Source organism: Aquamicrobium lusatiense (assembly GCF_014201615.1).
GTDB lineage: Bacteria > Pseudomonadota > Alphaproteobacteria > Rhizobiales > Rhizobiaceae > Mesorhizobium > Mesorhizobium lusatiense.
Window position 1 is genome coordinate 2,639,793 of the sequence record NZ_JACHEU010000001.1, and the last position, 23,413, is coordinate 2,663,205.

Consider the following 23,413-nt stretch of genomic DNA (forward strand, 5'->3'; position numbering starts at 1 on the left):
GTCTACTTATCCTTCTTCGCCGGTCCCGACGACGGGCTCTTCGCTGGTCTGGCCTTGCGGGTTTCGCGAATGAAACAGATCGATATCTGCCTGCACGCGCTCCAGCAATTTGTTTCTGACCATGTCATATCCAAGCTCGACGGCAGCTGCAAACCCGCCGGAATCCGCCCCGCCATGGCTTTTCACCACGATGCCGTTAAGGCCGAGGAAGACGCCGCCATTGGAGCGGCTGACATCCATTTTCTCACGCAGCTGATTGAACGCACCGCGGGCAAAAATATAGCCGATACGGGCCATCAGAGTGCGGTTCATAGCCGCCTTGAGGTATCCTGCGATCTGCCGGGCCGTGCCCTCGGCAGTCTTCAGCGCTATGTTGCCGGAAAAGCCTTCGGTGACCACAACGTCTACCGTGCCTTTTCCGATGTCGTCGCCCTCGACGAAACCGCGATAGTCGAGCGAGGCAAGGTCGGCTTCACGAAGCATCCGCCCCGCTTCCTTGACCTCTTCCTGCCCTTTCACCTCTTCGACGCCAACATTGAGCAGCCCCACCGTCGGGCGTTCCACGCCGAACAGGACGCGGGCCATCCCTGTGCCCAATATGGCGAAATCAACGAGCTGCTGTGCGTCACCACCGATCGTTGCGCCGACATCCAGCACCACGCTCTCGGAACGCACATTCGGCCAGATGGCTGCAATGGCCGGCCGGTCCACATTGGCCATGGTGCGCAGGCAGAACTTGGCCATGGCCATCAGTGCGCCGGTGTTGCCTGCTGAAATGCAGGCATCCGCCTGACCGTTCTTCACGGCATCGATGGCATTCCACATCGAGGATGTGCCGCGCCCGTGCCGAAGCGCCTGGCTCGGCTTATCATCCATCTGGATGGCCACGTCGCAATGCACGAACTCGCTGACGTCAGCGAGGCCCGGAAATTTCGCCAGTTCAGGGCGCACCGCATCTTCGCGGCCGAAGATAACGAACCTTATGTCCGGACGCCGTGACGCAACAGTCGCAAGAGCGGGAATAACCACGCCAGCGCCATGGTCGCCGCCCATTGCATCGATCGAAATTCTGATCACGCCGTCACTGTCTCACTTCTGGTTTTTCGGCCGCCCGAAATTTCCGGCGAAAATAGCGTTTTTGCTCGGCCACACAACTGACTTTTGCGATATGGGACGCGTTTCAGCCTTTTCCGAGAAGACCACGCAGTTTTTTCTGGAATTCGGTTTCCTCCCGAGCCTCCATTCCGGAGGTGTCGAGCACCGCTCCCGGCTTGCGCGGATAGGGATCGATCGCCAGTCCGAAGAATTCTTCGGCGAGCGCACCAGCATCGATTACGTCGCCGCTGAAAAGCTCGGGGCTGTCCGGTCCGTCGGCATCGAGAACCATTTCGCCCTGCTGCTCGAAGCGTGCAAGCTTCGAGCCCTGCGACAGGAACAGCCCCTCAACCGCTTCATCTATATGGGTTTTGATAGGCTCCAGCGTGACCACGCAATTCTGAGTAATATCGGCAACCACCCTGCCCGCGATCTTCACCCCGTTGCGCTTCCACGCCGTCACCAGCAGTTCCGCCCGGTAGGCTTCGACCGAAACAAGCTCATGCACCCCGGCAAGGGCCCTGCGCTGGTCTTCGCTGGCTTCAACCGTCACCGGCAATCCCGTCTGCGGCAGGCGCGCGACATGGACTTCAAAGGAAACAGGGCTTTTTTCGTCGGCTTCGTTCATTTCATTTCCCCTGATCATCTGCCTGAGGATAGTGGACCTTGCCCGCGCAGATCGCCTCAACGGGCTGGGAGGCCAGGTTTTCGACAGCCGCTTTCACATAGGCGGCGAGTTGTGGCGATTCGGCCCATTCCTCCTGGTCGGGGCGAATATTCCTGCACAGCGCTGCTTCCAGAGCCGCATCGTCCTGTCTTTCGATTGCGTCGGCATAGGCGGCGGTGCGCCCATAATACATCTTCGCCAGACGCTTCATCCGCTTCGGCACACCAACGTCGCTGATGCCAAGCTCGCGCAGCGAATGGTCGACATCGAGAAAGAACTCGTCGATCAGCACCTGGGCGATATTGCGGGCTTCGGCGCTTTCGGCATGCAGGCGGTGCTGGAACAGGAACATGTGCAGCGACAGCATCTCGAATCGGCCAAGCGGGGTATCTGGCACATTCCACTGCGAATAGAAGTGAGGCTGCCGCGCGGCTGCCACGATTTCCTCGTAGAGCGCATCAGCAATTATGCGATTTGAATGGCGTTCGCGGCCGAACAGACGCTTGAACATGAAAAAGGTGGTCTCCCGGGACCTTTGATTGTTTGGGCGGCCTTGTTGCATCGGCGGCTAAGCTGGTTTACCGCTTTTGCGGCCCCGTGCAAGCGGGCTTGCAAGGCTGATTGGATGGAGTTGTCGTTGCACGCGAAGAGATTCAAGTCGACATTTTCGTCGCGCCCCACCGGGTTTGCCTCATTGCTGGTTGTCGCGGCCGCCCTTTCGGCATGCAACAGTTCCAAGATGATAGGCGATCTCAACCCAGGCGAGACGCTGCATCAGGGCTATGTCGTCGACCAGCAATCGCTGGATATGGTGCCGGTCGGTTCCAGCCGCGAGCAGGTGCTGCTGGCGCTCGGCACGCCCTCGACCACCGCCACCTTCGACAACGAAGTTTTCTATTACATTTCCCAGACCCGCAAACGCTCCGTCGCCTTCGCCAATCCGAAGGTTGTCGAGCAGAGCGTGCTCGCCGTCTATTTCGGCAATGATGGCCGCGTGACCAACATCGCCAATTACGGCCTGAAGGACGGCAAGGTGTTCGACTTCATCAGCCGCACCACACCGACGGCAGGCAAGGACCAGAACTTCCTTGCACAGGTCATCAGCGGCGCCGGAAAGATGAGCCCCGGTCAGGTCGGCAACATCATCGGCGGCAACTGATACGGTTCGCAAGAAACGTTTTTCCCAATAGAAAACCCGCGAGGATCGCTCCTCGCGGGTTTTCTTTTCCAAGAAAGGCCGAATCAGCCGTGCGCCAGCACGGCCAGCAGCAGCAAGGCCACGATATTGGTGATCTTGATGGCGGGGTTGACCGCTGGACCGGCCGTATCCTTGTAGGGATCGCCGACCGTATCGCCGGTCACGGAAGCCTTGTGCGCTTCGGAACCCTTGAGGTGCTTCACGCCGTCCTTGTCGGTGAAACCGTCCTCGAAGGATTTCTTGGCGTTGTCCCAGGCGCCGCCGCCCGAGGTCATCGAAATGGCCACGAACAGACCGTTGACGATGACGCCGAGCAGCGAGGCGCCAAGCGCCGCGAACGCGGAGGCCTTGGAACCGGAGATCAGCAGCACGCCGAAATAGACGACGAGCGGCGCCAGCACCGGCAGCAGCGAAGGAATGATCATCTCCTTGATCGCCGCCTTGGTCAGGATATCGACCGCCCGCGCATAATTCGGCTTGGAGGTTCCCTGCATGATGCCCGGATCCTCGCGGAACTGCCTGCGCACCTCTTCCACGATCGAGCCCGCCGCGCGGCCGACGGCCGTCATGGCGATGCCGCCGAACAGGTAGGGAATGAGACCGCCGAAGATCAGGCCAGCCACCACATAAGGGTTCGAGAGGTCGAACGATACAGCGCCCAGATCCGCGAAATACGGATATTTGTCGGAATTGGCAGCGAAATATTGCAGGTCGTTCGAGTAGGCCGCGAACAGCACCAGCGCACCGAGGCCGGCCGAACCGATGGCATAGCCCTTGGTCACGGCCTTGGTGGTGTTGCCGACCGCATCGAGCGCATCGGTCGACTGGCGCACTTCCTTCGGCAAACCCGACATTTCGGCAATGCCGCCGGCATTGTCGGTTACCGGGCCGAAAGCGTCGAGCGCCACGATCATGCCGGCGAGACCCAGCATGGTGGTGACCGCGATCGCCGTGCCGAACAGGCCGGCAAGCTGGAAGGTGGCGATGATGCCGCCGACGATGACGATCGCAGGAAGCGCCGTCGATTCCAGCGAAACCGCAAGGCCCTGGATGACGTTGGTGCCGTGGCCGGTCACCGATGCCTGGGCGATGGAGTTCACCGGGCGCTTGTTGGTGCCGGTGTAATACTCGGTAATGACGACGATCAGCGCCGTCACCACGAGGCCGATCAGGCCGCACGCGAACAGGCTGCCGCCGGTGATGGTCATGCCGTTGGCAACGCCCACCTCACCCCAGCCGATGGTGAACTGGTTGGCGATGGCAAGCCCCGCGACCGACAGGACGCCGGTGACGATCAGGCCCTTGTAGAGCGCGCCCATGATCGAGCCGTTGGAGCCGAGCTTGACGAAGAAGGTGCCGGCAATCGAGGTGATGATGCAGGCCCCGCAGATGGCCAGCGGATAGAGCATCATGTCGCCAAGGTTCGGCGCGTTGGCGAAGAAGATCGCAGCCAGCACCATGGTGGCGACCACCGTGACCGCATAGGTTTCGAACAGATCGGCGGCCATGCCGGCACAGTCGCCGACATTGTCGCCCACATTGTCGGCGATGGTGGCGGGGTTGCGCGGATCATCCTCCGGGATGCCGGCTTCCACCTTGCCCACCAGATCGCCGCCGACATCCGCACCCTTGGTGAAGATGCCGCCACCGAGACGGGCGAAGATGGAGATCAGCGAAGCGCCGAAACCGAGCGACACCAGCGCATCGACCACTTCGCGGCTCGCTGGCGCATGGCCGAGCGGGCCGGTCAGCACCCAGTAGTAGACGGAGACGCCGAGCAGCGCGAGACCGGCAACGAGCAGTCCGGTGATCGCGCCCGACTTGAAAGCAATGTCGAGGCCGGCGGCGAGGCTGTTGGAGGCAGCCTGTGCGGTGCGCACGTTGGCCCGGACGGACACATGCATGCCGATGAACCCCGCAACGCCCGAGAGCACCGCGCCAATCAGGAAACCGAATGCGGCGGTCGCGGACAACAGCCACCACGCAAGCACGAAGACGACGACGCCGACGATGGCGATGGTGGTGTACTGGCGCGCCAGATATGCCTGCGCGCCTTCACGGATGGCTGCGGAGATTTCCTGCATGCGTGCGTTGCCCTGATCGGCGGCAAGCACCGATTTGGTCGCCCAGATGGCGTACAGGACAGAAAGCAGGCCGCAGGCGATGACGACATAAAGCATGGTCATTGCCGGATGTTCCTCACATTGTGGCCCGCAAGAACCCTCTCCCCGGGCCGTTGCAACAAGGCCGCGTATTATTGTGCAGTGCGACCTATTGTAGCGGCTTAGGCGAAACCTGTGCGCAACGTCAAGATATTGTTACATTTTTGCCCGGATTTCGCCTGAAAGTCGCATTCCGCGCTGCAAAAGAGCGAATCATCAGCCCTTCTTCAGATCCCGGTCCGGCTGGACCACGTAGATCAGCACCGCAAGCATGGTCATGTAGAACTTGAAGGCAGCCTCCTGCCCGTTCCATGTGCTGGACTGCCACATGGCGAACCATTCGCCGCCAACGACCATGAAGCCGAAATACCAGACCAGAAACCCCATGGTCGTGCCGATGATGACGAATTTCTTGGCTTCGTTGAAGGTTTCGCCGCTGGCGTTGCGCGCCTGCCAAAGCTGCCATGCCGCGATCAGGAACAGCACGCAGGTCAGCGCCTCGCCGACGATGATCAGCCAGTAGCCGGCCGTCCAGAGCGAGGGATTTGTGATGGCACGGTACATCAGCTTGTTGCCGGGAAAGGTCGTATCCATCGACAACACATGCTGTACAAAAGCGTAGTTAGATCCATAGTCGGTGATGTTTCCGAAGGCCACGAGGAAAGCAAAAGCCGACAGGCACAGGCACATCACAATTTTGGAAAGGCGCGATGTCATGGCAAAATTTCCTTCTGATGACTCAGCGAAGCGCCATCAAACGCTGAGTCCGCCACACCATGCAAGGGAGCAAAAAGCCGGGGTCACACTCACGGAATCGGCTCGCCATTACGCCGTGCGCGCAGGCGTCCTGCCCGATCTGGAAGGCATGAGCCTGTCCGACGCCAGCCAGACAGGCGATGTTGTTTCGCTTGTGAGCCATGGCGAAACCCACGATTTCGCGATCATCCGCAGGCGATGGGTCGTCTCAGCCAGCGGTACGAGGCTCGAAGTAACGCTCGATCATCCGCCACGGCAAGCTCTTCGCTGAATTCAGGCGGCGCGCTGCCGGCGATCGAGCATGCCCTGAAGCGCCAGCATGGCAAGGCAAAGGCCGGAGAACGGGAACAGGATCCACGCCAGCATGTCCCAGCCCCAGGCATTGTAGACCGCGCCCGACATCAGAGAACCGAAGGCGACGCTGGAGAACAGCACGAAGTCGTGGAAGCCCTGCACCTTGCCCTTCTCTTCCGGCGTATAGCATTCGGCAACGATCGCCGTGGAGCCGATGAAGCCGAAGTTCCAGCCGAGGCCGAGCAGAATCAGCGCCGTCCAGAACTGCCACAACTGAATGCCCGACAACGCCACCAGCCCGCAGGCAATCAGCAGCACGAAGCCGATGGCGACGATCGTGGGCGCGCCGAAACGGCTGATCAGGCGGCCCGTGAAGAAGCTCGGCGCGAACATCGCCATGACATGCCATGAAATGCCCAGCGTCGCCTCGTCGGAGGTGAAGCCGCAGCCGACCATGGCCAGCGGCGCGCCCGTCATCACGAAGGTCATCAGCGCATAGGAGCCGACAGCACAGACCAGTGCCGTGATGAAACGCGGACGGGTGACTATCTCGATCAGCGGACGGCCCGTGGATGTAACCTCCACCACCTTTTCCACTATCGGGCGCGGGCGCAGCTGCGCAAGCACGATGGCGCCAATGCCGGCCAACACGACCAGCGAGGCGAAAGCGCCGGCAAACATCACCGGGGCCAGAAGATCCTTGGTGAAGATGACGACCTGTGGTCCCAGCATGGCGGTGAACACGCCACCCGCCAGCACGAACGAAATGGCGCGCGCCTTGAAAGCAGGAGGCGCATTGTCGGCCGCCGCGAAGCGGAATTGCTGCACGAAAGCACCGCCGAACCCCACCACCAGAAGGCCGAAGGCAAACAGCCAGAAACTCGACTGGTAAAGCGCGATGGTGGCGATGATGCCGCCAAGCGCCGTCAGGCCCGTTCCGGTAAGAAAACCGTCGCGCTGGCCCATGCGGCGCACGATTGCCGCTGCTGGCAGCGCGCCCACGGCAACGCCGACGTTGAACCCGGTCAGAGGCGCGGTGGCCAGAGATTTGTCGACACCGAGCAGGAAATGACCGGCAAGGGCACCAAGGGCAAAGCAGATCGGCGCGGCCGATCCGACGATAGCCTGAGCGGTTGCAAGGATCAGCGCCGTCCTGCGCGCCTCCCGCTCAACCGCGGATGCCAGCGCGCCGGAAGCAGCCTGCCCTGATGCGCTCATAATCCCTCCTGGCCCTTACCCCGGCCTTCGCCGCGAACACGGCGTGAAATCCGGTCAAGCACTGCATTCACGAGCTTCGGCTCGTCTTCTTCATAGAATGCCTTGGCGATGTCGACATATTCCGAGACGATTACGGCCACCGGCACATCGGCGCGCATCATCAGCTCGTAGGTGCCGGCACGCAAAATGGCGCGCAGCGTCGAATCGAGGCGCGACAGCGGCCAGTCTTCAGTCAGAGCCTGCCGGATGATCGGATCAAGCGACTTCTGCTTCTCGACGACGCCGGCCAGAATGGCGCGGAACCATTGGGCATCCGCTTCGCGGTAGAGGGCACCGTCCACTTCCTTGCCGAGGCGGAAAGATTCGTATTCCGCTGTGATTTCCAGCAATCCGCTGCCGGCGACATCCATCTGGTAAAGCGCCTGCACGGCGGCGAGGCGCGCCGCACCACGCTTGTTGGCCTGCCGCGGAGGATTGGTGTTTGCAGGTTCGGTCACGAGCGTACGGCTCCAAGCCTGTCCTGAACCGCAATCATGATCAGCGCGGCGCGCGCGGCAAAGCCACCCTTGTCGCCTTCGCTGCGGCGGGCCCGTGCCCACGCCTGCTCTTCGTTCTCTGTCGTGAGAATGCCATTGCCGATGCAGATCGATTCATCCACCGAAAGCTCCATCAGCGCGCGCGCGGATTCGTTGGCGACGATGTCGAAATGATAGGTCTCGCCGCGAATGACGGTCCCGAGCGCGACAAAGCCGTCATAGCTCTCGCCATCTTCGGCTTCTGCATCGAGCGCGAAGGAGATCACCGCCGGAATTTCCAGCGCACCGGGAACAGTGACGACATCATAATCCGCGCCGGCTTCATCGAGCGCGGCCTTGGCGCCCTCAAGCAGAGCGTCGGCGAGGTCCTCGTAAAAACGGGCCTCGATGATGAGCAGTTTCTTCTTCTGGTTCTGGGTCATTGTCCAATTCGTCTCCGGCAGTGCCGGTCAATTAGGCCTAAGCGCGGGCGACCGCAAGCCTCACGCGCCGGACAATGGTTAGGTCAGCCTTGTGCGGCGTCAGTATCCCCCGGGGTATCCTTGAGCAGCAGCCTCCGAAAGACGTGCGGCATAGCGCGCCATCGTGTCGATTTCCAGATTGACGCGATCCCCCACCTTACGCTCACCCCATGTCGTCACCTGAAGCGAGTGATGGATGAGAAGAACGTCGAATCGCCTCCCGTCCACCTTGTTTACGGTGAGGGAAGTGCCGTCCAGACCAACCGATCCCTTAGGCGCGATGAAGCGCGCGAATTCCGCCGGTGCTTCAAGCGTGAAGCGCACCGCCTCGCCCTCGTCGCGCCGTTCCACGATCTCGGCCATGCCATCGACATGCCCCGAGACGATGTGACCGCCCAGCTCGTCGCCGATCTTCAGCGCCCGCTCCAGATTGAGCCGCGTTCCGCTTTTCCATTGTGAAGCGGTGGTCAGGCGCAACGCCTCCTCCCAGGCTTCCACTTCGAACCAGCGCGCATTGGAGCCCGCCTCCGGCAATCTGGTGACGGTGAGACATACGCCCGCACAGGCAATCGACGCGCCAATGGCAATGGTTTCAGGATCATAGGCCGTTTCGATGCGCAGCCGTACGCCCTCGTCCAGCGGTTCTGCGACCGCAACATTGCCGACATCGGTGACGATACCCGTGAACATCAGACGATCCTTACCCATTCTGCGAAACCGTCCTGATCGAACTGCATTTCGCGCAATTTGCGAAAACCTTCCGGTATCCGGTTGGGATCAACCGGTGCGGGAAGCCCCTCGGGTCCCACCTCCACCGCACCCCGGAACAGAACGATGCGGTCGACGAGGCCCTCGTCGAGAAACGACCGGGCAATCGCCACTCCACCTTCGACGATCACGCTTGACATGCCAAGCGCTGCCAGATCCTCAAGCAGTTCCGGCAGGGCGATCCTGCCGTCGTGAACCTCGGTGCCGATGAAGCGCACGCCCTGCCGCTCAAGGGCGGCCCTGCGCTGCGGATCGGCTTCGAGGCTGGAGGCAATGTAAAGGGGCACGCGGTCGACGCCGGAGATCAGCCGTGCGGTCGGAGGCAGCCTGATTTCGCTGTCCAGGATGATGCGCGCCGGCGATCGGTTCTCAAGCCCCGGCAGTCGAACCGTCAGTTCCGGATCATCTTCAAGCGCGGTGCCAATGCCAATCAGAATGGCGTCCGCCTCCGTGCGCATGAGGTGAACCTCGCGGCGCGCCACCTCGCCGGTGATCGCCACCTGCCCCTGCCCTTTTGCGCCGATCTTGCCATCGCTGGAAAGCGCCATCTTGAGAATGACCTCGGGGCGCCGCTTCAACGATCTCATCAGATAGCCTGAGAGCTGGTCCGATGCCTCCGCGGCCAACACGCGCTCCGTCACCTCCACGCCGGCCTCGCGCAATATGGCATAGCCCTTACCGGACACGCGCGGGTCGGGATCGCTTGCCGCCCCCACGACGCGCGCTATACCTGCCCTGACCAGTGCCTCGGCGCATGGCGGCGTGCGGCCATGATGCGCGCAGGGTTCCAGCGTCACGTAGGCAGTGGCGCCCCGCGCAAGCTCACCGGCTTCCGCCAGCGCCTCGGTTTCAGCATGCGGCCGTCCGCCGATCGCCGTCACGCCGGTGCCCACGATCATCGGCCCGGCCCCGTCATCACGAACGATGATCGTGCCGACAGAAGGGTTCGTGGAGGTGCGACCGCTGTTGCGGCGCGACAGGCGCAGTGCCGCCGCCATGAAGCGGCGGTCGAGTTCGTCCTGCTCAGGATCGCCGGTGCCGCCCATCGGTCAGTCCATCTCCTCGTCGCCCTTGAGCTCGCCAAGAACGTCGTGAAAATCCTTCGCCTCGCGGAAATTGCGATAGACGGAAGCGAAACGCACATAGGCGACATCGTCGAGCGATTTCAGTGCGTCCATGACCAGCCGGCCGACCTCGGCGGAGGGGATTTCCGTCTCACCGGAGCTTTCGAGCTGCCGCACGATCCCTGTGACCGCACGGTCGATGCGCTCGGGATCGACATTGCGCTTGCGCACCGCGATCTCGACGGAACGGAGCAGCTTGTCGCGATCGAAAGGCACTTTGCGGCCGGTCTTCTTGACGACCACCAGATCGCGCAGCTGAACCCGCTCGAAGGTGGTGAAGCGGCCGCCGCAATCAGGGCAGACCCGCCGGCGACGGATGGCCGAGCCATCTTCCGCAGGCCGGGAATCCTTCACCTGCGTATCTTCGGACTGGCAATAAGGACAACGCATGAAACCCCACCCGATTCTGTACCGGCCACAAGGCTAGAGCATAGGGCCAAAAAGTGGAAACCGGTTTTCGGCTGTTCCGATGCTCTATCAATAATTTAGATCACCCTTTGCGCGCGCGGACGGACCGAGGGCGATCTGAAGATTTTCGGACTAGGTAGGAAGCACCAGGGGGAAATTGCAATATCGCACCCCCGCCAAACGCTGCACGGACTGTCAAAAAAACGGCCGCCGCGAGGTTGTCGCGGCGACCGCCTTCAATGATGAACGAAGCAATGCTTATCCGAGATAGGAATACATCGGGAAGCGATCGGTGATGTTGACGACCTTCTGCTTCACAGCCGCTTCAACGGCGGCGTTGCCTTCGTCCGAGTTGGCAGCCTTCAGACCATCCAGAACTTCGGCGATCAGCTTGCCGACCTCACGGAATTCGGCCTCGCCGAAGCCGCGCGTGGTGCCGGCAGGTGTTCCGAGGCGCACGCCGGAGGTGACGAAAGGCTTTTCCGGGTCGAAGGGAATGCCGTTCTTGTTGCAGGTGATGTTGGCGCGGCCGAGTGCAGCCTCGGCGCGCTTGCCCGTGGCATTCTTCGGCCGCAGGTCCACCAGCATCAGGTGGTTGTCAGTGCCGCCGGATACGATGTCGAGACCGGTTTCCTGCAACGAGGAGGCCAGCGCCTTCGCATTGGCGGCGACGTTCTGCGCGTAAAGCTTGAACTCGGGCCGCAGCGCCTCGGCAAAGGCAACGGCCTTACCGGCGATGACATGCATCAGCGGACCACCCTGAAGGCCGGGGAACACTGCCGAATTGATCTTCTTGGCGATGTCCTCGTCATTGGTGAGGATCATGCCGCCGCGCGGGCCGCGCAGCGACTTGTGCGTGGTGGTCGTCGTCACATGCGCGTGCGGAACCGGCGACGGGTGTACGCCACCGGCAACCAGACCGGCAATATGGGCCATGTCGACCATCAGATAAGCCCCGACGGCATCGGCGATCTCGCGGAAACGCTTCCAGTCCCAGATGCGCGAATAGGCGGTGCCGCCTGCGAGGATCAGCTTCGGCTTGGTCTCGTGCGCCTTGCGCTCGACTTCGTCCATGTCGATCAGATGATCGTCCTCACGCACACCATAGGAAACGACGTTGAACCACTTGCCGCTCATGTTGACCGGCGAACCGTGGGTCAGGTGTCCGCCCGAATTCAGGTCGAGACCCATGAAGGTGTCGCCCGGCTGCAGCAGGGCCAGAAAAACCGCCTGGTTCATCTGGCTGCCGGAATTCGGCTGCACGTTGGCGAACTTGCAGTCGAACAGCTTCTTGGCGCGCTCGATGGCAAGCTCTTCGACGACGTCCACGAACTGGCAGCCGCCATAATAGCGCTTGCCCGGATAACCTTCGGCATATTTGTTGGTCAGGACGGTGCCCTGCGCCTCCATCACGGCGCGCGAAACGATGTTTTCAGACGCGATCAGCTCGATCTCATGACGCTGACGACCGAGTTCATTGCGAACGGCGCCAAAAATCTCGGGATCGGCATCCGCGAGCGTGGTTTCAAAGAAAGATTTCAACGAGCTGGATGCAGCCGACTGTATCGCCATTACCTGAAGGTTCCCTAAGTGGAGTTAGCCCGCAGGCGCCTTAGCACAGTTGCCTTGCCGAGCCAATTTCAACAGCGAAATTAGCTGGCCCTATAGCGCCAACACTCAATGGCCCAGACATTGAAGCCCCGGAAAACACAAAGGCCGCCCCGAAGGACGGCCCGATAAAGCAAGAATCCGGTTCCGGATCAGAAGGCCGAGGAAATCTTGAGTTCCTCGACACCGTCCCAGCCATAGATGTCGTCACGGAACTGGGCGACACCATCTCCGGTCGACCAGGCGGAAACATAAAGGAAGTGAACCGGCACAGGGTTGGTGACCGCAACCGGCACGCTTTCGCCGGTCTTGATCGTCGCCTCGAATTTCTGGCGGCTCCAGCCGGGCGTGTCGCGCAATATCCATGTCACCAGATCGCGCACGTTCTGGACGCGCACGCAACCCGACGAGTCGAAGCGCATCATCTGGCCGAAAAGGCTCTGCTGCGGCGTGTCGTGCATGTAAACGCCGTCCGGGCTCGGGAAATTGATCTTCACCGAAGCCATGGCGTTGTTTGTGCCCGGTTCCTGACGGAAACGATAACGCGCCGCCTCATCGGTGGACCAGTCGACGGTCATCGGATCGACTTCGCTGCCATCAGGGGCAAACAGGCGGATTTTGCTGTCGCGCAGATAGTTCGGATTCTTGCGCATCAGCGGAATGATGTCCTTGCGCACGATCGAGGTAGGCGCCGTCCAGTACGGATTGACGATGATCTCGTTGATCCTCGAATTCACGATCGGCGTCTGGCGGTCGATCTTGCCGACGATGGCGGTGTGACGCAGTGCGACACGATCGCCCTCCACGGCCTCGATCTGTGCAGCGGGAATGTTCACCAGCACATAGCGATCACCAAGCGTGCCGACCTTTTCGCGCAGCCGGCCGAGATTTGTCTCAAGCTGGCCAAGGCGCGTCTGCGCCGAAACATTCATGGCCAGATAGCTGTATTTGCCGAGCACGCCGTCGGCCGGCAGGCCATGGCGCATCTGAAAACGCTTGACCGCTGCATCAACGTAAGAATCAAAAGACTGCGACAGGCCGGCATTCTGCGGCAGGTCGCCGGATACCATGAGGCGCTTGCGCAGCGGCACCACGTCCGGATCGATGACGCCGATCCTGAGCTTCTTGGTGTCGGGTACCCGCTCCCAGCCGCCCTGCGCGACCAGATTGTGATACTGGCCGATGGCCTGTTCGGTATAGGAAATGGTCTGCTGGCTGAAGATCGGTCGCGTCGACTGAACCTTGGCACTGCCGCTGGCGCGGGCATCGAACGTATCGTTCCAGCCACCCCGCCCTGCTGCGCGCAGGATATCATTGACGGCATCCTGCGCCCGCGCGCCGCCGGCCATCATCGAGGCCGCGAGTGCGGTGGCTCCAGACAAAAACAAACGACGGTTCGTCTTCATGGGCGTTCCAGACATTCTTCCAGCAAGTGTTCAGGCAATGCAGGCGGGCACTCTAGAGTTCCCATCTTAACAATTCGCCAACCATGTCACCGGATCGGCACCGAACAAACCTGCGCCTGATCGTCCTAATCTCGCTCCCATCCGAATATGGCAGCAACGTGGCCGTGGCCTGCCTTTGACCTGCGCCACGCACGACAAGGGCCGGACATGTGCCATTCCGGCATCGCCCGGCCCTTTATTCAGCCCATTTGTGGGCCGGCGATCACATGCGATAGGCGATGGTGTCGTTCCAGAAACGATCGAGACGCTGCAGGGCGCGGTTCATCTGCTTGAACTCGTCGGGGTTGATGCCGCCGACCTGCTCGATGGAGCCGATGTGCCGTTCATAGAGGCGCGCCACCACTTCCGCCACATCCATGCCCTTGTCCGTCAGGCTGATGCGCACCGAACGGCGGTCCAGCTTGGAGCGCTGGTGGTTGATGAAGCCGAGATCGACCAGCTTCTTCACATTGTAGGAAACGTTGGAGCCGAGATAGTAGCCCCGCGAGCGGAGTTCGCCGGCGGTCAGTTCGGAGTTGCCGATATTGAACAGAAGCAGCGCCTGAATGGCATTGATGTCGGAACGCCCGTTGCGCTCGAATTCGTCCTTGATCACATCAAGAAGACGACGATGCAACCGTTCAACAAGCTGGAGCGACTCCATGTAAAGCGAGCGGATCGGCTCATGGGTCTCATTCGATACACTAGCGGGCTTCGCCGCCGAACGCGGGTTGTTCATTGTCTTTGCCTCTTGTTTGTCGCCTGGTGATTTTTTGTTTTTCTCACCTTGATTGGGACACTATCGAATACTCATAAAATTCGACTTAAACACCAAGGCTAACAAGAGCTTACCTTCGCAAGACGTCGAAGACGCTTAACGAATGGTCACGCGGGGGAGGACAATTAACCTAAAAAATGAGCTAACGGCTCAGACCATCCATGGAGCAGGCAAGCTGCGATCAGGGAGCGACGGCTTTGCGCTTGCTGAGGTGGATGAATACCCGGAACGCGCAATAGATGACGGCAACCGCGGCATGCACCGCGACGACCGTGGGGCGGTAGCCGAAATATTGCGGGAAGCCCGCATACATCGAAATCTCGCCGGCCGCGCACAGGAACCAGATCACCGGCCCCCACGAAGCAAGCATCCACAGGCCTGCGGCGGCAAAGGGAAAAAGAACCGCAAGTGTCGATGCGGCGATCTGCCAGTGCACCGGCATCAGGTCGAAGCGAAAGAGGTCTCCCGGATAATAACCGATGAGCCTTATCCAGTAGAGCACGCCGAAGAACAGACACAGGCAGGCCACCAGACGCAGAAAGGCGGCGAAGGCGATTTCAGGCGCCCCCGGCTCCAGCGACGCACGGCGTTGCAGGGCATCGTTCACAGATTGAGTTCCTGCGCACCCAGAGGCGCAAAATAGGCATCGACGTCAGCCTCGCTGACCTCGTCCAGCGAAGCCGGATCCCAGACCGGCGTCGATCCCTTGTCGATGAGCGCGGCCCGGATGCCTTCATAGAAATCCTTGCCTGTCAGCATGCGGTTGAGCACACGAAACTCCATGCGCATGCACTCGTCCATGGAGAGGGCAGCCCCCTCGCGGATCTGTCGCCATGTCACCCTGAGGCTGGTGGGGGAGCGCGACAGCATCGTCGACAGCGTCGCTGCGGCAAAGTCATCGCCCCGTTCGGCGTCCTTTTTCAGGCTCTCCAAAACCTCGTCCAGCGTGTCTCTGGAGAAATGACGCGCGATGGCATCGAATGTCGCGGCATCGGTCTGCGGCGCGGCAACGACGCTGAACTTCCGCAGAACCTCATCCACGTCGCCTGAAGTCGTGAGGGCCTCGATCAGCGCCTGCTGGCTTTCGGCGTCGATTGCATGGGTTGCAAGGCCGACGGCCAATGCATCGCCCTGACGAACCCGGTTGCCGGTCAGCGCCATATACATGCCGAAGCTGCCGGGAAGTCGCGACAGAGCATGGCTGCCGCCGACGTCGGGAAAGAAGCCGATGCCCACTTCCGGCATCGCCACGATGGCATTGCCGGTCATCACCCGGTGCGAGCCGTGAACGGAGATGCCGACCCCGCCGCCCATGACGATCCCGTCTATCAACGCGACATAGGGTTTCGGGAACCGCGCAAGCTGCGCGTTCATCCTGTATTCGTCAGCGAAGAAGCCGACGAGCACATTTCCTTCCTTGCCCGCCCGATACACATTCATGATGTCGCCGCCGGCGCAGAAGGCCCTGCCCTCGGCCTTGACGAGAACACAGTGGATCGCGTCGTCTTGCTCCCATGCCTCCAGCGCGGCGGCCAGCGCATGGACCATGTTCTCGGTCAGGGCATTGAGTGCCTTGGTGCGCGTCAGCGTGACCACGCCGGCCTTGCCGATGACCTCAAAACGGATCTCTTCGCCGCCACCAAAATCCATCGCCACAGATTCCCTCGCTGTCCCTGTTGACCAAAGTGCTAAGGGCGGCAGGGAGGCACGTCAATGCCGGGAGATGCGCCAGTCCCCTTCCTTCAGCCAGCCCGAACAATGATGTCGCATTGGTCCGGAGCGTCAGCCATGTTAGAAAGCGTCCGGAATATGGCTTGTCATGGGCCGGAACGAGTGCGCAAGAATGAGGACCGGAACCGGCGAGACGGCCGTTCCGGCGGAGTTGGACATGAACAGGTTTGCACCCACCAAAGCGGCAGGTACACGCACCGTTGATGAAGTGACCGGCTCCAGGCGCCTGCGGCGCATGCGCAAGGCCGCGTGGTCACGGCGGCTGGTTCAGGAAAACCACCTTACCGTCGACGATCTGATCTGGCCGATCTTTCTTGTCGATGGCGAGAATGTGCGTGAGCCGATCGCGGCCATGCCCGGTGTCTTCCGCATGTCCATCGATGTTGCCATCCGTGAAGTGGAACGCGCGGCGAAGCTCGGCATCCCGGCAATCGCCACCTTCCCGAATGTCGACCTGTCGCTGCGCGACGTTACCGGATCGCTGATCCTCGACCCTGACAATCTCACCAACCGCGCCACCCGCGCCATCAAGGCTGCGGTGCCGGAAATCGGCATCATCACCGACGCCGCGCTCGATCCGTTCACCAGCCACGGGCACGATGGCGTTCTGCGCGACGGCATCATCGTCAATGACGAGACGGTCGAGCAGGTCGCTGCCGGCGCCGTGCTTCAGGCCGCCGCCGGCGCCGACATCATCGCCCCTTCCGACATGATGGACGGGCGCATCGGCGTCATCCGCTCCGCGCTGGACGACAACGGCTTTCAGGACGTGGCGATCATGTCCTACGCGACCAAGTTCGATTCGGCCTTCTACGGCCCCTATCGGGACGCCATCGGAACCGCCGGCCTGCTGAAGGGCGACAAGAAGACCTATTATATCAATGCCGCGAATTCCGCCGAAGCGCTGCGCGAAACCGAGCAGGACATTCTGGAAGGCACCGATATGGTGATGGTCAAGCCCGGCCTGCCCTATCTGGACATCGTGCGTCTGCTGAAAGATGCCTTCGCCCTGCCCACCTTCGCCTATCAGGTCTCGGGCGAATATTCGATGATCCAGGCGGCAGCCGCCAATGGCTGGATCGACGGCGAACGCGCGATGATGGAATCGCTTCTGGCCTTCAAGCGTGCCGGCGCTGACGGCATCCTCACCTACTTCGCACCGGCCGTGGCCGAGAAGCTGAAAGGGTGAGCGGCCAGGGCCCCTCATCCGCGACAGCCACACAGCCATCCGACCAGCCGCAGGAAACAGGGTACGACCGCCACTGGCGACGTAATCTGGCAGTATGCTTTGCCGGCTCTTTCGCCACCATCGTGGCGATGACACTGCTTCTGCCGTTCCTGCCGCTCTATGTCGAACAGCTTGGCGCGCAGGGCCATGCCAGCATCGTGCAATGGTCGGGCATTGCCTACGGCATCACCTTTCTTTCCGCCGCGCTCGTGGCGCCGCTCTGGGGGCGTCTCGGCGACCGCTACGGCCGCAAGCTGATGTTGGTGCGCGCCAGCCTCGGCATGGCGATATGCATGTCTCTGATGGGGATGGTACAAAGCGTGGAGCAGCTCGTCCTGTTGCGCCTGCTGGTGGGGCTGGCCGGCGGCTACGCTTCGGGCTCGACCATTCTCGTGGCGATGCAGACGCCAAAAGCGCGCTCGGGCTGGGCGCTCGGCACGCTGTCGGCCGGCATCATGGCCGGCAATCTGGTCGGCCCGCTGATCGGCGGCCTGCTGCCGCCCCTGATCGGCATCCGTTCCACATTTCTGCTTTCAGGCGGCGCGATTTTCCTCGCCTTTCTGGCAACCTCCCTGCTGATCAGGGAGGAGCACAAGCCGGGAAAGGACCGGAGGAAGAAGTCCGGCAACGCGTGGGCTTCGATTCCCGACAAGCGCCCGGTCGTAGCCATGCTGGCAACCGGCATGCTCCTGATGTTCGCCAACATGTCGATCGAGCCGATCATCACCGTCTATGTCGCGCAACTCGTGGAAAATCAGGCGCATGTGACGCTGATGGCCGGAGTGGTCATGTCGGCCGCAGCACTCGGCAGCATCGTTTCCTCCGCCTGGCTCGGCAGGCTGGCCGATCGCATCGGTCACTGGAACGTGGTCATCGGCGCGCTCGGGGTCGCGGCCCTGCTCCTCATTCCGCAGGCTTTCGTCACCTCGGGCTGGCAACTGGTGGCGCTGCGCTTCCTGATGGGACTGGCGCTCGGCGGGCTGCTGCCGTCGATCACCAGTGTCATCCGCCACAATGTGCCGGACGGTGTCGGCGGCAATGTGCTGGGCTATTCCATCTCCGCCCAATATGCCGGACAGGTCGCGGGGCCCCTTCTCGGCGGCTTCGTCGGCGGCCACATCGGCATGCGCGCCGTTTTTCTGGGAACGGCTGTGCTTCTGGGTGTCGGGGCCGTATGGAACTGGTTCGCGGCAAGAGACAAATTGGCGGATTGATTTGTGCCGGGCTGCGTCCATAGCTGCGCACTATCGACGCCTGCAGAGATCGATTCGCTCCGGAGCACATTGATGAACAATCGCATTCTCGTCTTCATTGCCGGCCTGTGCGGCACCGCAGGCGTCGTGCTTTCAGCCTCGGCCTCGCATGGCGGGGGCACTTTCACAGGCACGGCCGCATCCTTCCTTCTGATGCATGCGCCGGTGCTGCTGGCCATCGGCCTGCTCACTGCCAACCGCATCCTGTATGCCGCCGGCCTCATCCTGATCGTCGGCCTCGTCCTGTTCTGCGGCGACCTTTTGATGCGCGATTTCGTCGGCAACCGCCTGTTTCCGTTTGCCGCACCCACGGGCGGAACGCTGCTCATTGCCGGCTGGCTGGCGATCGCGCTTGCAGCGCTTCGGCCCGCGAAAACGGGCGATTGAAGCGCGAATCTTGAAATTTCGCTGAAATTCACCATCTGAAGCCTGAAGGAACCGCAACCGAAAGGCTTCGAACCCGTATGAACGCTCGTGTTCTCGATGGCGAGATCATCACCGGCAGGCTTGACGACATCAGGGCTTATGATGGCGTGCGTACCCGCCGTATCTTCGCTTTTCTGATCGACTATCTGATCGTCGGCCTGATTTCGATCCCCTTCGCCATTGTCATACTGCTGCTTGGAATCATCACATTCGGCCTCGGCTGGGCGCTGTTCGGATTTCTGGTGCCAGTGGTCGCTCTTACCTATGTCTGGTTCACGCTGGGCAGCGGGGATCAGGCCACAACCGGCATGAAGATGATGAACATCCGCCTCGAACGGCTCGACGGACGACCGGTGGATGGCATGTTCGCCATTGTGCATTCCATCATGTTCTGGGCCGGCAACGTGATCCTGACGCCGCTGGTGTTGCTGATCACCCTGTTCTCGGACCGCAAGCGGACCCTGCATGATCTGCTGCTCGGCACTGCCGTGGTGCGCACCGACCGCTGACGGGCTTGCGCAAGCCGCTCGCGCGGCTTACGCTGCATGAGATGGGGATGGAGCTCCCCGAAACCGCCGGAAACGGCTGATGGCTCCTGTCGCGATGAAAACCGCGGCAGGGGTGCGTCCTGAAAAAGCCCCGCCGCATGGCGGGTTTTTTTGTGCCCGCCCGATAAAGAGGAATTGAAACCGATGTCCTTTACCTCATGCCTCGCGGTCGCATTCGGCGGCGCTTTCGGCAGTCTCGCCCGCTATCTGGTTTCCGTCGTCGCGCAGCCGATCAGCGGCTCGCTGCCCTGGGGCACCATCATCATCAATATCGCCGGGTCATTCATCATCGGGTTGTTCGGCACCCTGACGCTGGCGCAGGGTCGATTCCCGGTGTCGGAAAATGTCCGCCTTCTGGTCATGGTCGGCATTTGCGGCGGCTTCACCACTTTTTCCTCATTCAGTCTCCAGACGCTGGATCTCATGAGAAGCGGCGCCATGGGCCGTGCCGCGGTGAACATCGTCGCCTCGGTTGTGCTCTGTGTCGGGGCGGTTGCGCTTGGTCACTTCACCGCCACCTACTTCAATGCGGACCAACGCATCGTGCAACTCGACATAGAAGAAGAAAGCGGACCCACGCAAACGTCTTGAAATTTTCCAAGAACGGGCCAAGCTATCACTATTCTGGAGTTGGCTTGCAAATGACGCAGCACCTGACCCAATCGCCGCAGTTCTTTCTGACTGCACCTTCGCCCTGCCCCTATCTGGAGGGGCAGTTCGAGCGCAAGGTCTTCACCCACCTCGTCGGCAACAAGGCCAACGAGATGAACGACCTGCTCACGCAGGGCGGTTTCCGGCGCTCGCAGAACATCGCCTACCGGCCAGCCTGCGAAACCTGCCGTGCCTGCGTATCTGTGCGCATACTCGCAAACGAGTTCGTTCCGGGCCGCAGCATGCGCCGCGTGCTGCAACACAACAGCGACTTGGTGGGGCACATGCACGACGCGCAGCCTTCGACCGAGCAATATTCGCTTTTTCGCACCTATCTTGATTCGCGCCATCGCCTCGGCGGCATGTCAGACATGACCGTGCTCGATTACGCAATGATGGTGGAAGACACCCACGTCGACACCAAGATCATCGAGTATCGCCGGCGGGGGCCGGACAGTTTCATCACCGGCAAGGGCGAAGGCGAGCTGATCGCAGCTGCCCTGACCGACCGCATGGCCGACGGCCTCTCCATGGTCTACTCCTATTTCAATCCCGACATGGAAGATCGCTCGCTCGGCACCTTCATGATTCTCGATCACATCGAGCGCGCCCGCGCCATGGGCCTGCCCCATGTCTATCTTGGCTATTGGGTCAACGGCTCGCGCAAGATGGGCTATAAGATGCGCTATCAGCCGCAGGAGCATCTCGGCCCCAAGGGCTGGGAGCGCTACCAGCCCAAATAGGACAGGCATTTCTCTGGCCTTCCGGATGCGCCGGAATGAGGGCGCAGAGCGCTTCGTCATATCGTTAAGGCATTTTTCCCGTCTTTTGCCGGAGTTTTTGCATTGCCCGCGAACAAAGATCAGCACAGCAAGGGTCTTCTTCTCACCGCGCTCGGCGGCATGGCCCTGACGGTGGATATCCCGCTGATCAAGCTCGCCGGCGGCGATTCCTGGTCGATCCTGTTCGTTCGCAGCGCAACCACCTTTGTTGCCGGGCTCGTCATGTGGGCCGTCTGGCGCTGGTTCTCGCCAGATGTGCCAAAACTCATTCCCGGTCGCTCCGGCCTGATCGTGGCGGGTCTCTATGGCATCAGCTCGATCCTGTTCATTACCGCGGTATTCAACACCACAACCGCCGATCTCGTCTTCATTCTCGCCTTCAACACCATGTTTGCGGCATTGCTGTCATGGGTGTTCCTGCGCGAAAAACCCCGGCCGCAAACCCTTGTCGCCATGGCGTTGATGATCGTCGGCATATCCATCATCGTCGGCTCATCGCTCGGCACCGGCAATCTGTTCGGCAACATGATGGCAACCATGGCCGCTTTTTGCCTTGCCACTGCAATCACCATTTCGAGGGCGAGCGGCAAAGATATGGGCTTCACCGCACTGGTTGGCGTGATCCTGCCCTGTATCGTCGCAGCCGCGATGGTGTGGAAGAATGGGCTGCATATCTCCGAACCCGGCTGGATCATCTTCAACGGCGCGATCGTGATACCGGTTTCGTTCTTCTGCCTCGCCAATGGCCCGAAGTACATTTCCGGCCCCGAGGTGGCGATGTTCTATCTTCTTGAAACGGTGCTGGCCCCTGTCTGGGTCTGGATGATCTTCTCCGAAGCGCCGAGCAGAAACAGCCTGATCGGCGGCGGCATTCTGATAGTGACGCTGATATGCCATTCCATCTGGCAACTGCGCGATGGCCGACGCCGCCGCGCTACGCTGGCACTGCGGCATCCGGTCTGAATTTCAGCGCCGTCGCCCGCTCTGCCTCATTCCGTTGCATGCGCGGAACGAACGCCCCTTCGCGCAAGCTGCTCAGCTCTCGGCGGAGGCTGTCTGATCGGAACGGTCATTCCTGCCGGAAAGTGGAACCTGCTGGACAATCGTTTCCGTGGTCACGACGGGAACCACAGTCGTGGACGTGGTCTCAACCTCATGCTGCCACTCGCGCCATATGGCAACCAGCAGAGCCATCAGCACCGGACCGACAAACAGGCCAACGAAGCCCATTGTCTTCACGCCGCCCACCAGGCCGAAGAAGGTCGGCAGGAAAGGCAGCTTGATCGGCCCGCCCACCAGCCTGGGCCGCAGCGTCTTGTCGACGATGAAGAGCTCGATCGAGCCCCACAGGAACAGGGCTGCGCCCGCAAATGGCGAGCCGCTGGCAACCAGATAGAGCGACACCAGCGTGAAGGAGAGCGGCGCGCCACCGGGTATCAGCGCCATGAGGCCGGTCAGTGCGCCCAGCGTCACCGGCGACGGCACTCCGGCCAGCCAGTAGGCAATGCCGAGCACCAGCCCCTCGCCGATCGCAATGAGCGTCATGCCGGTCACGGTCGAGCTGATGGTTGCCGGCACCACGCGCGAAAAACGCTCCCAGCGTGACGGCAGGATGCGTTCGCCGAGATTGTCGACCTGCGCGGCGAAGGCCTCGCCGTCGCGATAGGTGAAGAACAGCGCGATCAGCATGAACAGCAGTGCCAGAAACAGGCTGAAGGCGCTGCCGCCGGCCGCCACGACGCCGCGATAAATACTGCCGATATTGGCGCCGCTGACGAGCTGGATCAATTCACCGATGCCGCCCGGGTGATCGAGCGTGGTCGACCATTGCTGAGCAAGCCACTCACCGATGACGGGCAGCGCCGCGATCCATTCAGGCACCGGCGCGCCGTGCCTGTTGGCTTCAACTGCCCACACAACCCACTCGTGGATTTCATTGAAGGCATACATGCAGGCCAGCACGATCGGGATGATCAGAAAGGCAAGGATCATCAGAAGCGCACATGTGGCGGCGGCTGTCCTGTTGCCGTTTACGGCAGCCAGAAGCCGGCGGTAAAGCGGCCAGCTTGCAAAGGCGATGATCAGTGCCGCCAGCACCGGCACGAGGAAGCCATGGAAGAAATAGACGCCGGCGGCGACGATGAGGATAAGCAGCCAGCGCGCCGCCGAAAGCGGCTGGATCACAGCTGATCTGATGGGAGCTGCACGCCCCATCAGGCGAAGTTCGCGACCGCCCTTCTGACTGTCCTGCTCTTTCAAACGCCGCGCCTCCAGCC

26 protein-coding genes and 1 riboswitch are annotated in these 23,413 nt (G+C 61.4%); of the genes, 9 read left to right on the forward strand and 17 right to left on the reverse strand.

The features are described 5' to 3' along the window. Positions 1-6 precede the first annotated feature (6 nt). From plsX to HNR59_RS12680, 3 genes are all read right to left on the reverse strand, one after another. Positions 7-1,077, reverse strand: coding sequence for a phosphate acyltransferase PlsX (gene plsX / locus HNR59_RS12670; protein WP_183830711.1), 1,071 nt, complete (start codon positions 1,075-1,077; stop codon positions 7-9). Between the two features lie 103 nt (positions 1,078-1,180). Next, entirely contained in the window at positions 1,181-1,723 is a 543-nt protein-coding gene (locus tag HNR59_RS12675) for a YceD family protein (protein ID WP_183830712.1), read from the reverse strand. A 1-nt stretch (position 1,724) separates the two neighbouring features. Next, entirely contained in the window at positions 1,725-2,273 is a 549-nt protein-coding gene (locus HNR59_RS12680) for a ubiquinol-cytochrome C chaperone family protein (protein ID WP_183830713.1), read from the reverse strand. A gap of 126 nt (positions 2,274-2,399) precedes the next feature. Between HNR59_RS12680 and HNR59_RS12685 the strand changes: the two genes are divergently transcribed. After that, complete coding sequence (locus HNR59_RS12685; protein WP_246374570.1) at positions 2,400-2,921, forward strand: outer membrane protein assembly factor BamE; 522 nt, start codon at positions 2,400-2,402, stop codon at positions 2,919-2,921. A gap of 83 nt (positions 2,922-3,004) precedes the next feature. Here HNR59_RS12685 and HNR59_RS12690 read toward each other — a convergent pair whose 3' ends face one another. Beyond that, the gene (locus tag HNR59_RS12690) at positions 3,005-5,146 is read right to left on the reverse strand and encodes a sodium-translocating pyrophosphatase (RefSeq protein WP_183830715.1); all 2,142 of its coding nucleotides are present in this window, start codon (positions 5,144-5,146) and stop codon (positions 3,005-3,007) included. A 192-nt stretch (positions 5,147-5,338) separates the two neighbouring features. Further along, positions 5,339-5,839 carry a DUF2165 family protein gene (locus HNR59_RS12695; protein ID WP_183830718.1) on the reverse strand — a complete coding sequence of 167 codons (501 nt, stop codon included), beginning with the start codon at positions 5,837-5,839 and terminating at the stop codon, positions 5,339-5,341. Between HNR59_RS12695 and HNR59_RS12700 the strand changes: the two genes are divergently transcribed. Beyond that, the gene (locus HNR59_RS12700) at positions 5,838-6,149 is read left to right on the forward strand and encodes a hypothetical protein (RefSeq protein WP_246374571.1); all 312 of its coding nucleotides are present in this window, start codon (positions 5,838-5,840) and stop codon (positions 6,147-6,149) included. The two genes, HNR59_RS12695 and HNR59_RS12700, sit on opposite strands and share 2 nt — an antisense overlap. Positions 6,150-6,151: 2 nt before the next feature. Here HNR59_RS12700 and HNR59_RS12705 read toward each other — a convergent pair whose 3' ends face one another. The 11 genes from HNR59_RS12705 to HNR59_RS12755 all read right to left on the reverse strand — a co-directional run bounded on the left by HNR59_RS12705 (position 6,152) and on the right by HNR59_RS12755 (position 16,168). Continuing rightward, positions 6,152-7,390 (reverse strand): MFS transporter, encoded by a 1,239-nt coding sequence (locus HNR59_RS12705; protein WP_183830722.1) that lies wholly within the window; start codon positions 7,388-7,390, stop codon positions 6,152-6,154. Next, positions 7,387-7,887: a transcription antitermination factor NusB gene (nusB, locus tag HNR59_RS12710; protein ID WP_183830724.1), complete on the reverse strand. Its 501-nt coding sequence runs from the start codon at positions 7,885-7,887 to the stop codon at positions 7,387-7,389. Before nusB ends, HNR59_RS12705 begins: the two co-directional genes overlap by 4 nt. Next, positions 7,884-8,348, reverse strand: a complete 465-nt coding sequence (ribH, locus tag HNR59_RS12715) for a 6,7-dimethyl-8-ribityllumazine synthase (RefSeq protein WP_183830726.1) — start codon at positions 8,346-8,348, stop codon at positions 7,884-7,886. Before ribH ends, nusB begins: the two co-directional genes overlap by 4 nt. A gap of 99 nt (positions 8,349-8,447) precedes the next feature. Beyond that, complete coding sequence (locus tag HNR59_RS12720; protein ID WP_183831573.1) at positions 8,448-9,077, reverse strand: riboflavin synthase; 630 nt, start codon at positions 9,075-9,077, stop codon at positions 8,448-8,450. Next, on the reverse strand, positions 9,077-10,201 hold the full coding sequence (ribD, locus tag HNR59_RS12725) for a bifunctional diaminohydroxyphosphoribosylaminopyrimidine deaminase/5-amino-6-(5-phosphoribosylamino)uracil reductase RibD (protein ID WP_183830728.1): 1,125 nt from the start codon (positions 10,199-10,201) through the stop codon (positions 9,077-9,079). The genes HNR59_RS12720 and ribD overlap by 1 nt, the downstream gene beginning before the upstream one ends. Positions 10,202-10,204: 3 nt before the next feature. Next, on the reverse strand, positions 10,205-10,669 hold the full coding sequence (gene nrdR, locus HNR59_RS12730) for a transcriptional regulator NrdR (protein WP_183830731.1): 465 nt from the start codon (positions 10,667-10,669) through the stop codon (positions 10,205-10,207). A gap of 276 nt (positions 10,670-10,945) precedes the next feature. Further along, positions 10,946-12,259, reverse strand: coding sequence for a serine hydroxymethyltransferase (gene glyA / locus HNR59_RS12735; RefSeq protein WP_183830733.1), 1,314 nt, complete (start codon positions 12,257-12,259; stop codon positions 10,946-10,948). Positions 12,260-12,447: 188 nt separating this feature from the next. After that, the gene (locus tag HNR59_RS12740; RefSeq protein WP_183830735.1) at positions 12,448-13,701 is read right to left on the reverse strand and encodes a L,D-transpeptidase family protein; all 1,254 of its coding nucleotides are present in this window, start codon (positions 13,699-13,701) and stop codon (positions 12,448-12,450) included. 262 nt (positions 13,702-13,963) lie between these two features. Next, complete coding sequence (gene ldtR, locus HNR59_RS12745; protein ID WP_183830737.1) at positions 13,964-14,479, reverse strand: transcriptional regulator LdtR; 516 nt, start codon at positions 14,477-14,479, stop codon at positions 13,964-13,966. 220 nt (positions 14,480-14,699) lie between these two features. Further along, a complete protein-coding gene (locus HNR59_RS12750; protein ID WP_183830739.1) occupies positions 14,700-15,125 on the reverse strand; it encodes a DUF6163 family protein in 426 nt (141 codons plus the stop codon). Continuing rightward, on the reverse strand, positions 15,122-16,168 hold the full coding sequence (locus HNR59_RS12755) for an enoyl-CoA hydratase/isomerase family protein (protein ID WP_183830741.1): 1,047 nt from the start codon (positions 16,166-16,168) through the stop codon (positions 15,122-15,124). Before HNR59_RS12755 ends, HNR59_RS12750 begins: the two co-directional genes overlap by 4 nt. 238 nt (positions 16,169-16,406) lie before the next feature. Here HNR59_RS12755 and hemB point away from each other — a divergent pair, with 238 nt between their 5' ends. From hemB to HNR59_RS12790, 7 genes are all read left to right on the forward strand, one after another. Then, positions 16,407-17,438: a porphobilinogen synthase gene (hemB, locus tag HNR59_RS12760; RefSeq protein WP_183830743.1), complete on the forward strand. Its 1,032-nt coding sequence runs from the start codon at positions 16,407-16,409 to the stop codon at positions 17,436-17,438. Further along, positions 17,435-18,691 carry an MFS transporter gene (locus HNR59_RS12765; protein WP_183830745.1) on the forward strand — a complete coding sequence of 419 codons (1,257 nt, stop codon included), beginning with the start codon at positions 17,435-17,437 and terminating at the stop codon, positions 18,689-18,691. Before hemB ends, HNR59_RS12765 begins: the two co-directional genes overlap by 4 nt. Positions 18,692-18,763: 72 nt before the next feature. Continuing rightward, positions 18,764-19,117 carry a DUF423 domain-containing protein gene (locus HNR59_RS12770; RefSeq protein WP_183830747.1) on the forward strand — a complete coding sequence of 118 codons (354 nt, stop codon included), beginning with the start codon at positions 18,764-18,766 and terminating at the stop codon, positions 19,115-19,117. A gap of 77 nt (positions 19,118-19,194) precedes the next feature. After that, positions 19,195-19,665 (forward strand): RDD family protein, encoded by a 471-nt coding sequence (locus HNR59_RS12775; protein ID WP_183830749.1) that lies wholly within the window; start codon positions 19,195-19,197, stop codon positions 19,663-19,665. A 34-nt stretch (positions 19,666-19,699) separates the two neighbouring features. Beyond that, positions 19,700-19,761, forward strand: a riboswitch (Fluoride riboswitch). An 87-nt stretch (positions 19,762-19,848) separates the two neighbouring features. Further along, positions 19,849-20,295: a fluoride efflux transporter CrcB gene (gene crcB, locus HNR59_RS12780; protein WP_183830751.1), complete on the forward strand. Its 447-nt coding sequence runs from the start codon at positions 19,849-19,851 to the stop codon at positions 20,293-20,295. A gap of 50 nt (positions 20,296-20,345) precedes the next feature. Beyond that, the gene (locus HNR59_RS12785; RefSeq protein ID WP_183830753.1) at positions 20,346-21,098 is read left to right on the forward strand and encodes an arginyltransferase; all 753 of its coding nucleotides are present in this window, start codon (positions 20,346-20,348) and stop codon (positions 21,096-21,098) included. A 102-nt stretch (positions 21,099-21,200) separates the two neighbouring features. Continuing rightward, positions 21,201-22,100, forward strand: a complete 900-nt coding sequence (locus HNR59_RS12790; RefSeq protein ID WP_281379443.1) for a DMT family transporter — start codon at positions 21,201-21,203, stop codon at positions 22,098-22,100. Positions 22,101-22,172: 72 nt separating this feature from the next. Here the strand turns inward: HNR59_RS12790 and HNR59_RS12795 are convergent, their stop codons facing one another. Continuing rightward, positions 22,173-23,396, reverse strand: coding sequence for an AI-2E family transporter (locus HNR59_RS12795; protein WP_183830755.1), 1,224 nt, complete (start codon positions 23,394-23,396; stop codon positions 22,173-22,175). Positions 23,397-23,413 lie beyond the last annotated feature (17 nt).

Bases quoted from the DNA above. Each gene is read 5' to 3' on its own strand.
- HNR59_RS12785 (WP_183830753.1), top strand. From the start codon at position 20,346: ATGACGCAGCACCTGACCCAATCGCCGCAGTTCTTTCTGACTGCACCT.
- HNR59_RS12700 (WP_246374571.1), top strand. From the start codon at position 5,838: ATGGCAAAATTTCCTTCTGATGACTCAGCGAAGCGCCATCAAACGCTG.
- HNR59_RS12720 (WP_183831573.1), bottom strand. From the start codon at position 9,077: ATGTTCACGGGTATCGTCACCGATGTCGGCAATGTTGCGGTCGCAGAA.
- HNR59_RS12675 (WP_183830712.1), bottom strand. From the start codon at position 1,723: ATGAACGAAGCCGACGAAAAAAGCCCTGTTTCCTTTGAAGTCCATGTC.
- ldtR (WP_183830737.1), bottom strand. From the start codon at position 14,479: ATGAACAACCCGCGTTCGGCGGCGAAGCCCGCTAGTGTATCGAATGAG.
- glyA (WP_183830733.1), bottom strand. From the start codon at position 12,259: ATGGCGATACAGTCGGCTGCATCCAGCTCGTTGAAATCTTTCTTTGAA.
- HNR59_RS12680 (WP_183830713.1), bottom strand. From the start codon at position 2,273: ATGTTCAAGCGTCTGTTCGGCCGCGAACGCCATTCAAATCGCATAATT.
- HNR59_RS12705 (WP_183830722.1), bottom strand. From the start codon at position 7,390: ATGAGCGCATCAGGGCAGGCTGCTTCCGGCGCGCTGGCATCCGCGGTT.
- HNR59_RS12690 (WP_183830715.1), bottom strand. From the start codon at position 5,146: ATGACCATGCTTTATGTCGTCATCGCCTGCGGCCTGCTTTCTGTCCTG.
- hemB (WP_183830743.1), top strand. From the start codon at position 16,407: ATGAACAGGTTTGCACCCACCAAAGCGGCAGGTACACGCACCGTTGAT.
- HNR59_RS12740 (WP_183830735.1), bottom strand. From the start codon at position 13,701: ATGAAGACGAACCGTCGTTTGTTTTTGTCTGGAGCCACCGCACTCGCG.
- HNR59_RS12770 (WP_183830747.1), top strand. From the start codon at position 18,764: ATGAACAATCGCATTCTCGTCTTCATTGCCGGCCTGTGCGGCACCGCA.
- nrdR (WP_183830731.1), bottom strand. From the start codon at position 10,669: ATGCGTTGTCCTTATTGCCAGTCCGAAGATACGCAGGTGAAGGATTCC.
- HNR59_RS12755 (WP_183830741.1), bottom strand. From the start codon at position 16,168: ATGGATTTTGGTGGCGGCGAAGAGATCCGTTTTGAGGTCATCGGCAAG.
- HNR59_RS12775 (WP_183830749.1), top strand. From the start codon at position 19,195: ATGAACGCTCGTGTTCTCGATGGCGAGATCATCACCGGCAGGCTTGAC.
- HNR59_RS12695 (WP_183830718.1), bottom strand. From the start codon at position 5,839: ATGACATCGCGCCTTTCCAAAATTGTGATGTGCCTGTGCCTGTCGGCT.
- crcB (WP_183830751.1), top strand. From the start codon at position 19,849: ATGTCCTTTACCTCATGCCTCGCGGTCGCATTCGGCGGCGCTTTCGGC.
- ribD (WP_183830728.1), bottom strand. From the start codon at position 10,201: ATGGGCGGCACCGGCGATCCTGAGCAGGACGAACTCGACCGCCGCTTC.
- ribH (WP_183830726.1), bottom strand. From the start codon at position 8,348: ATGACCCAGAACCAGAAGAAGAAACTGCTCATCATCGAGGCCCGTTTT.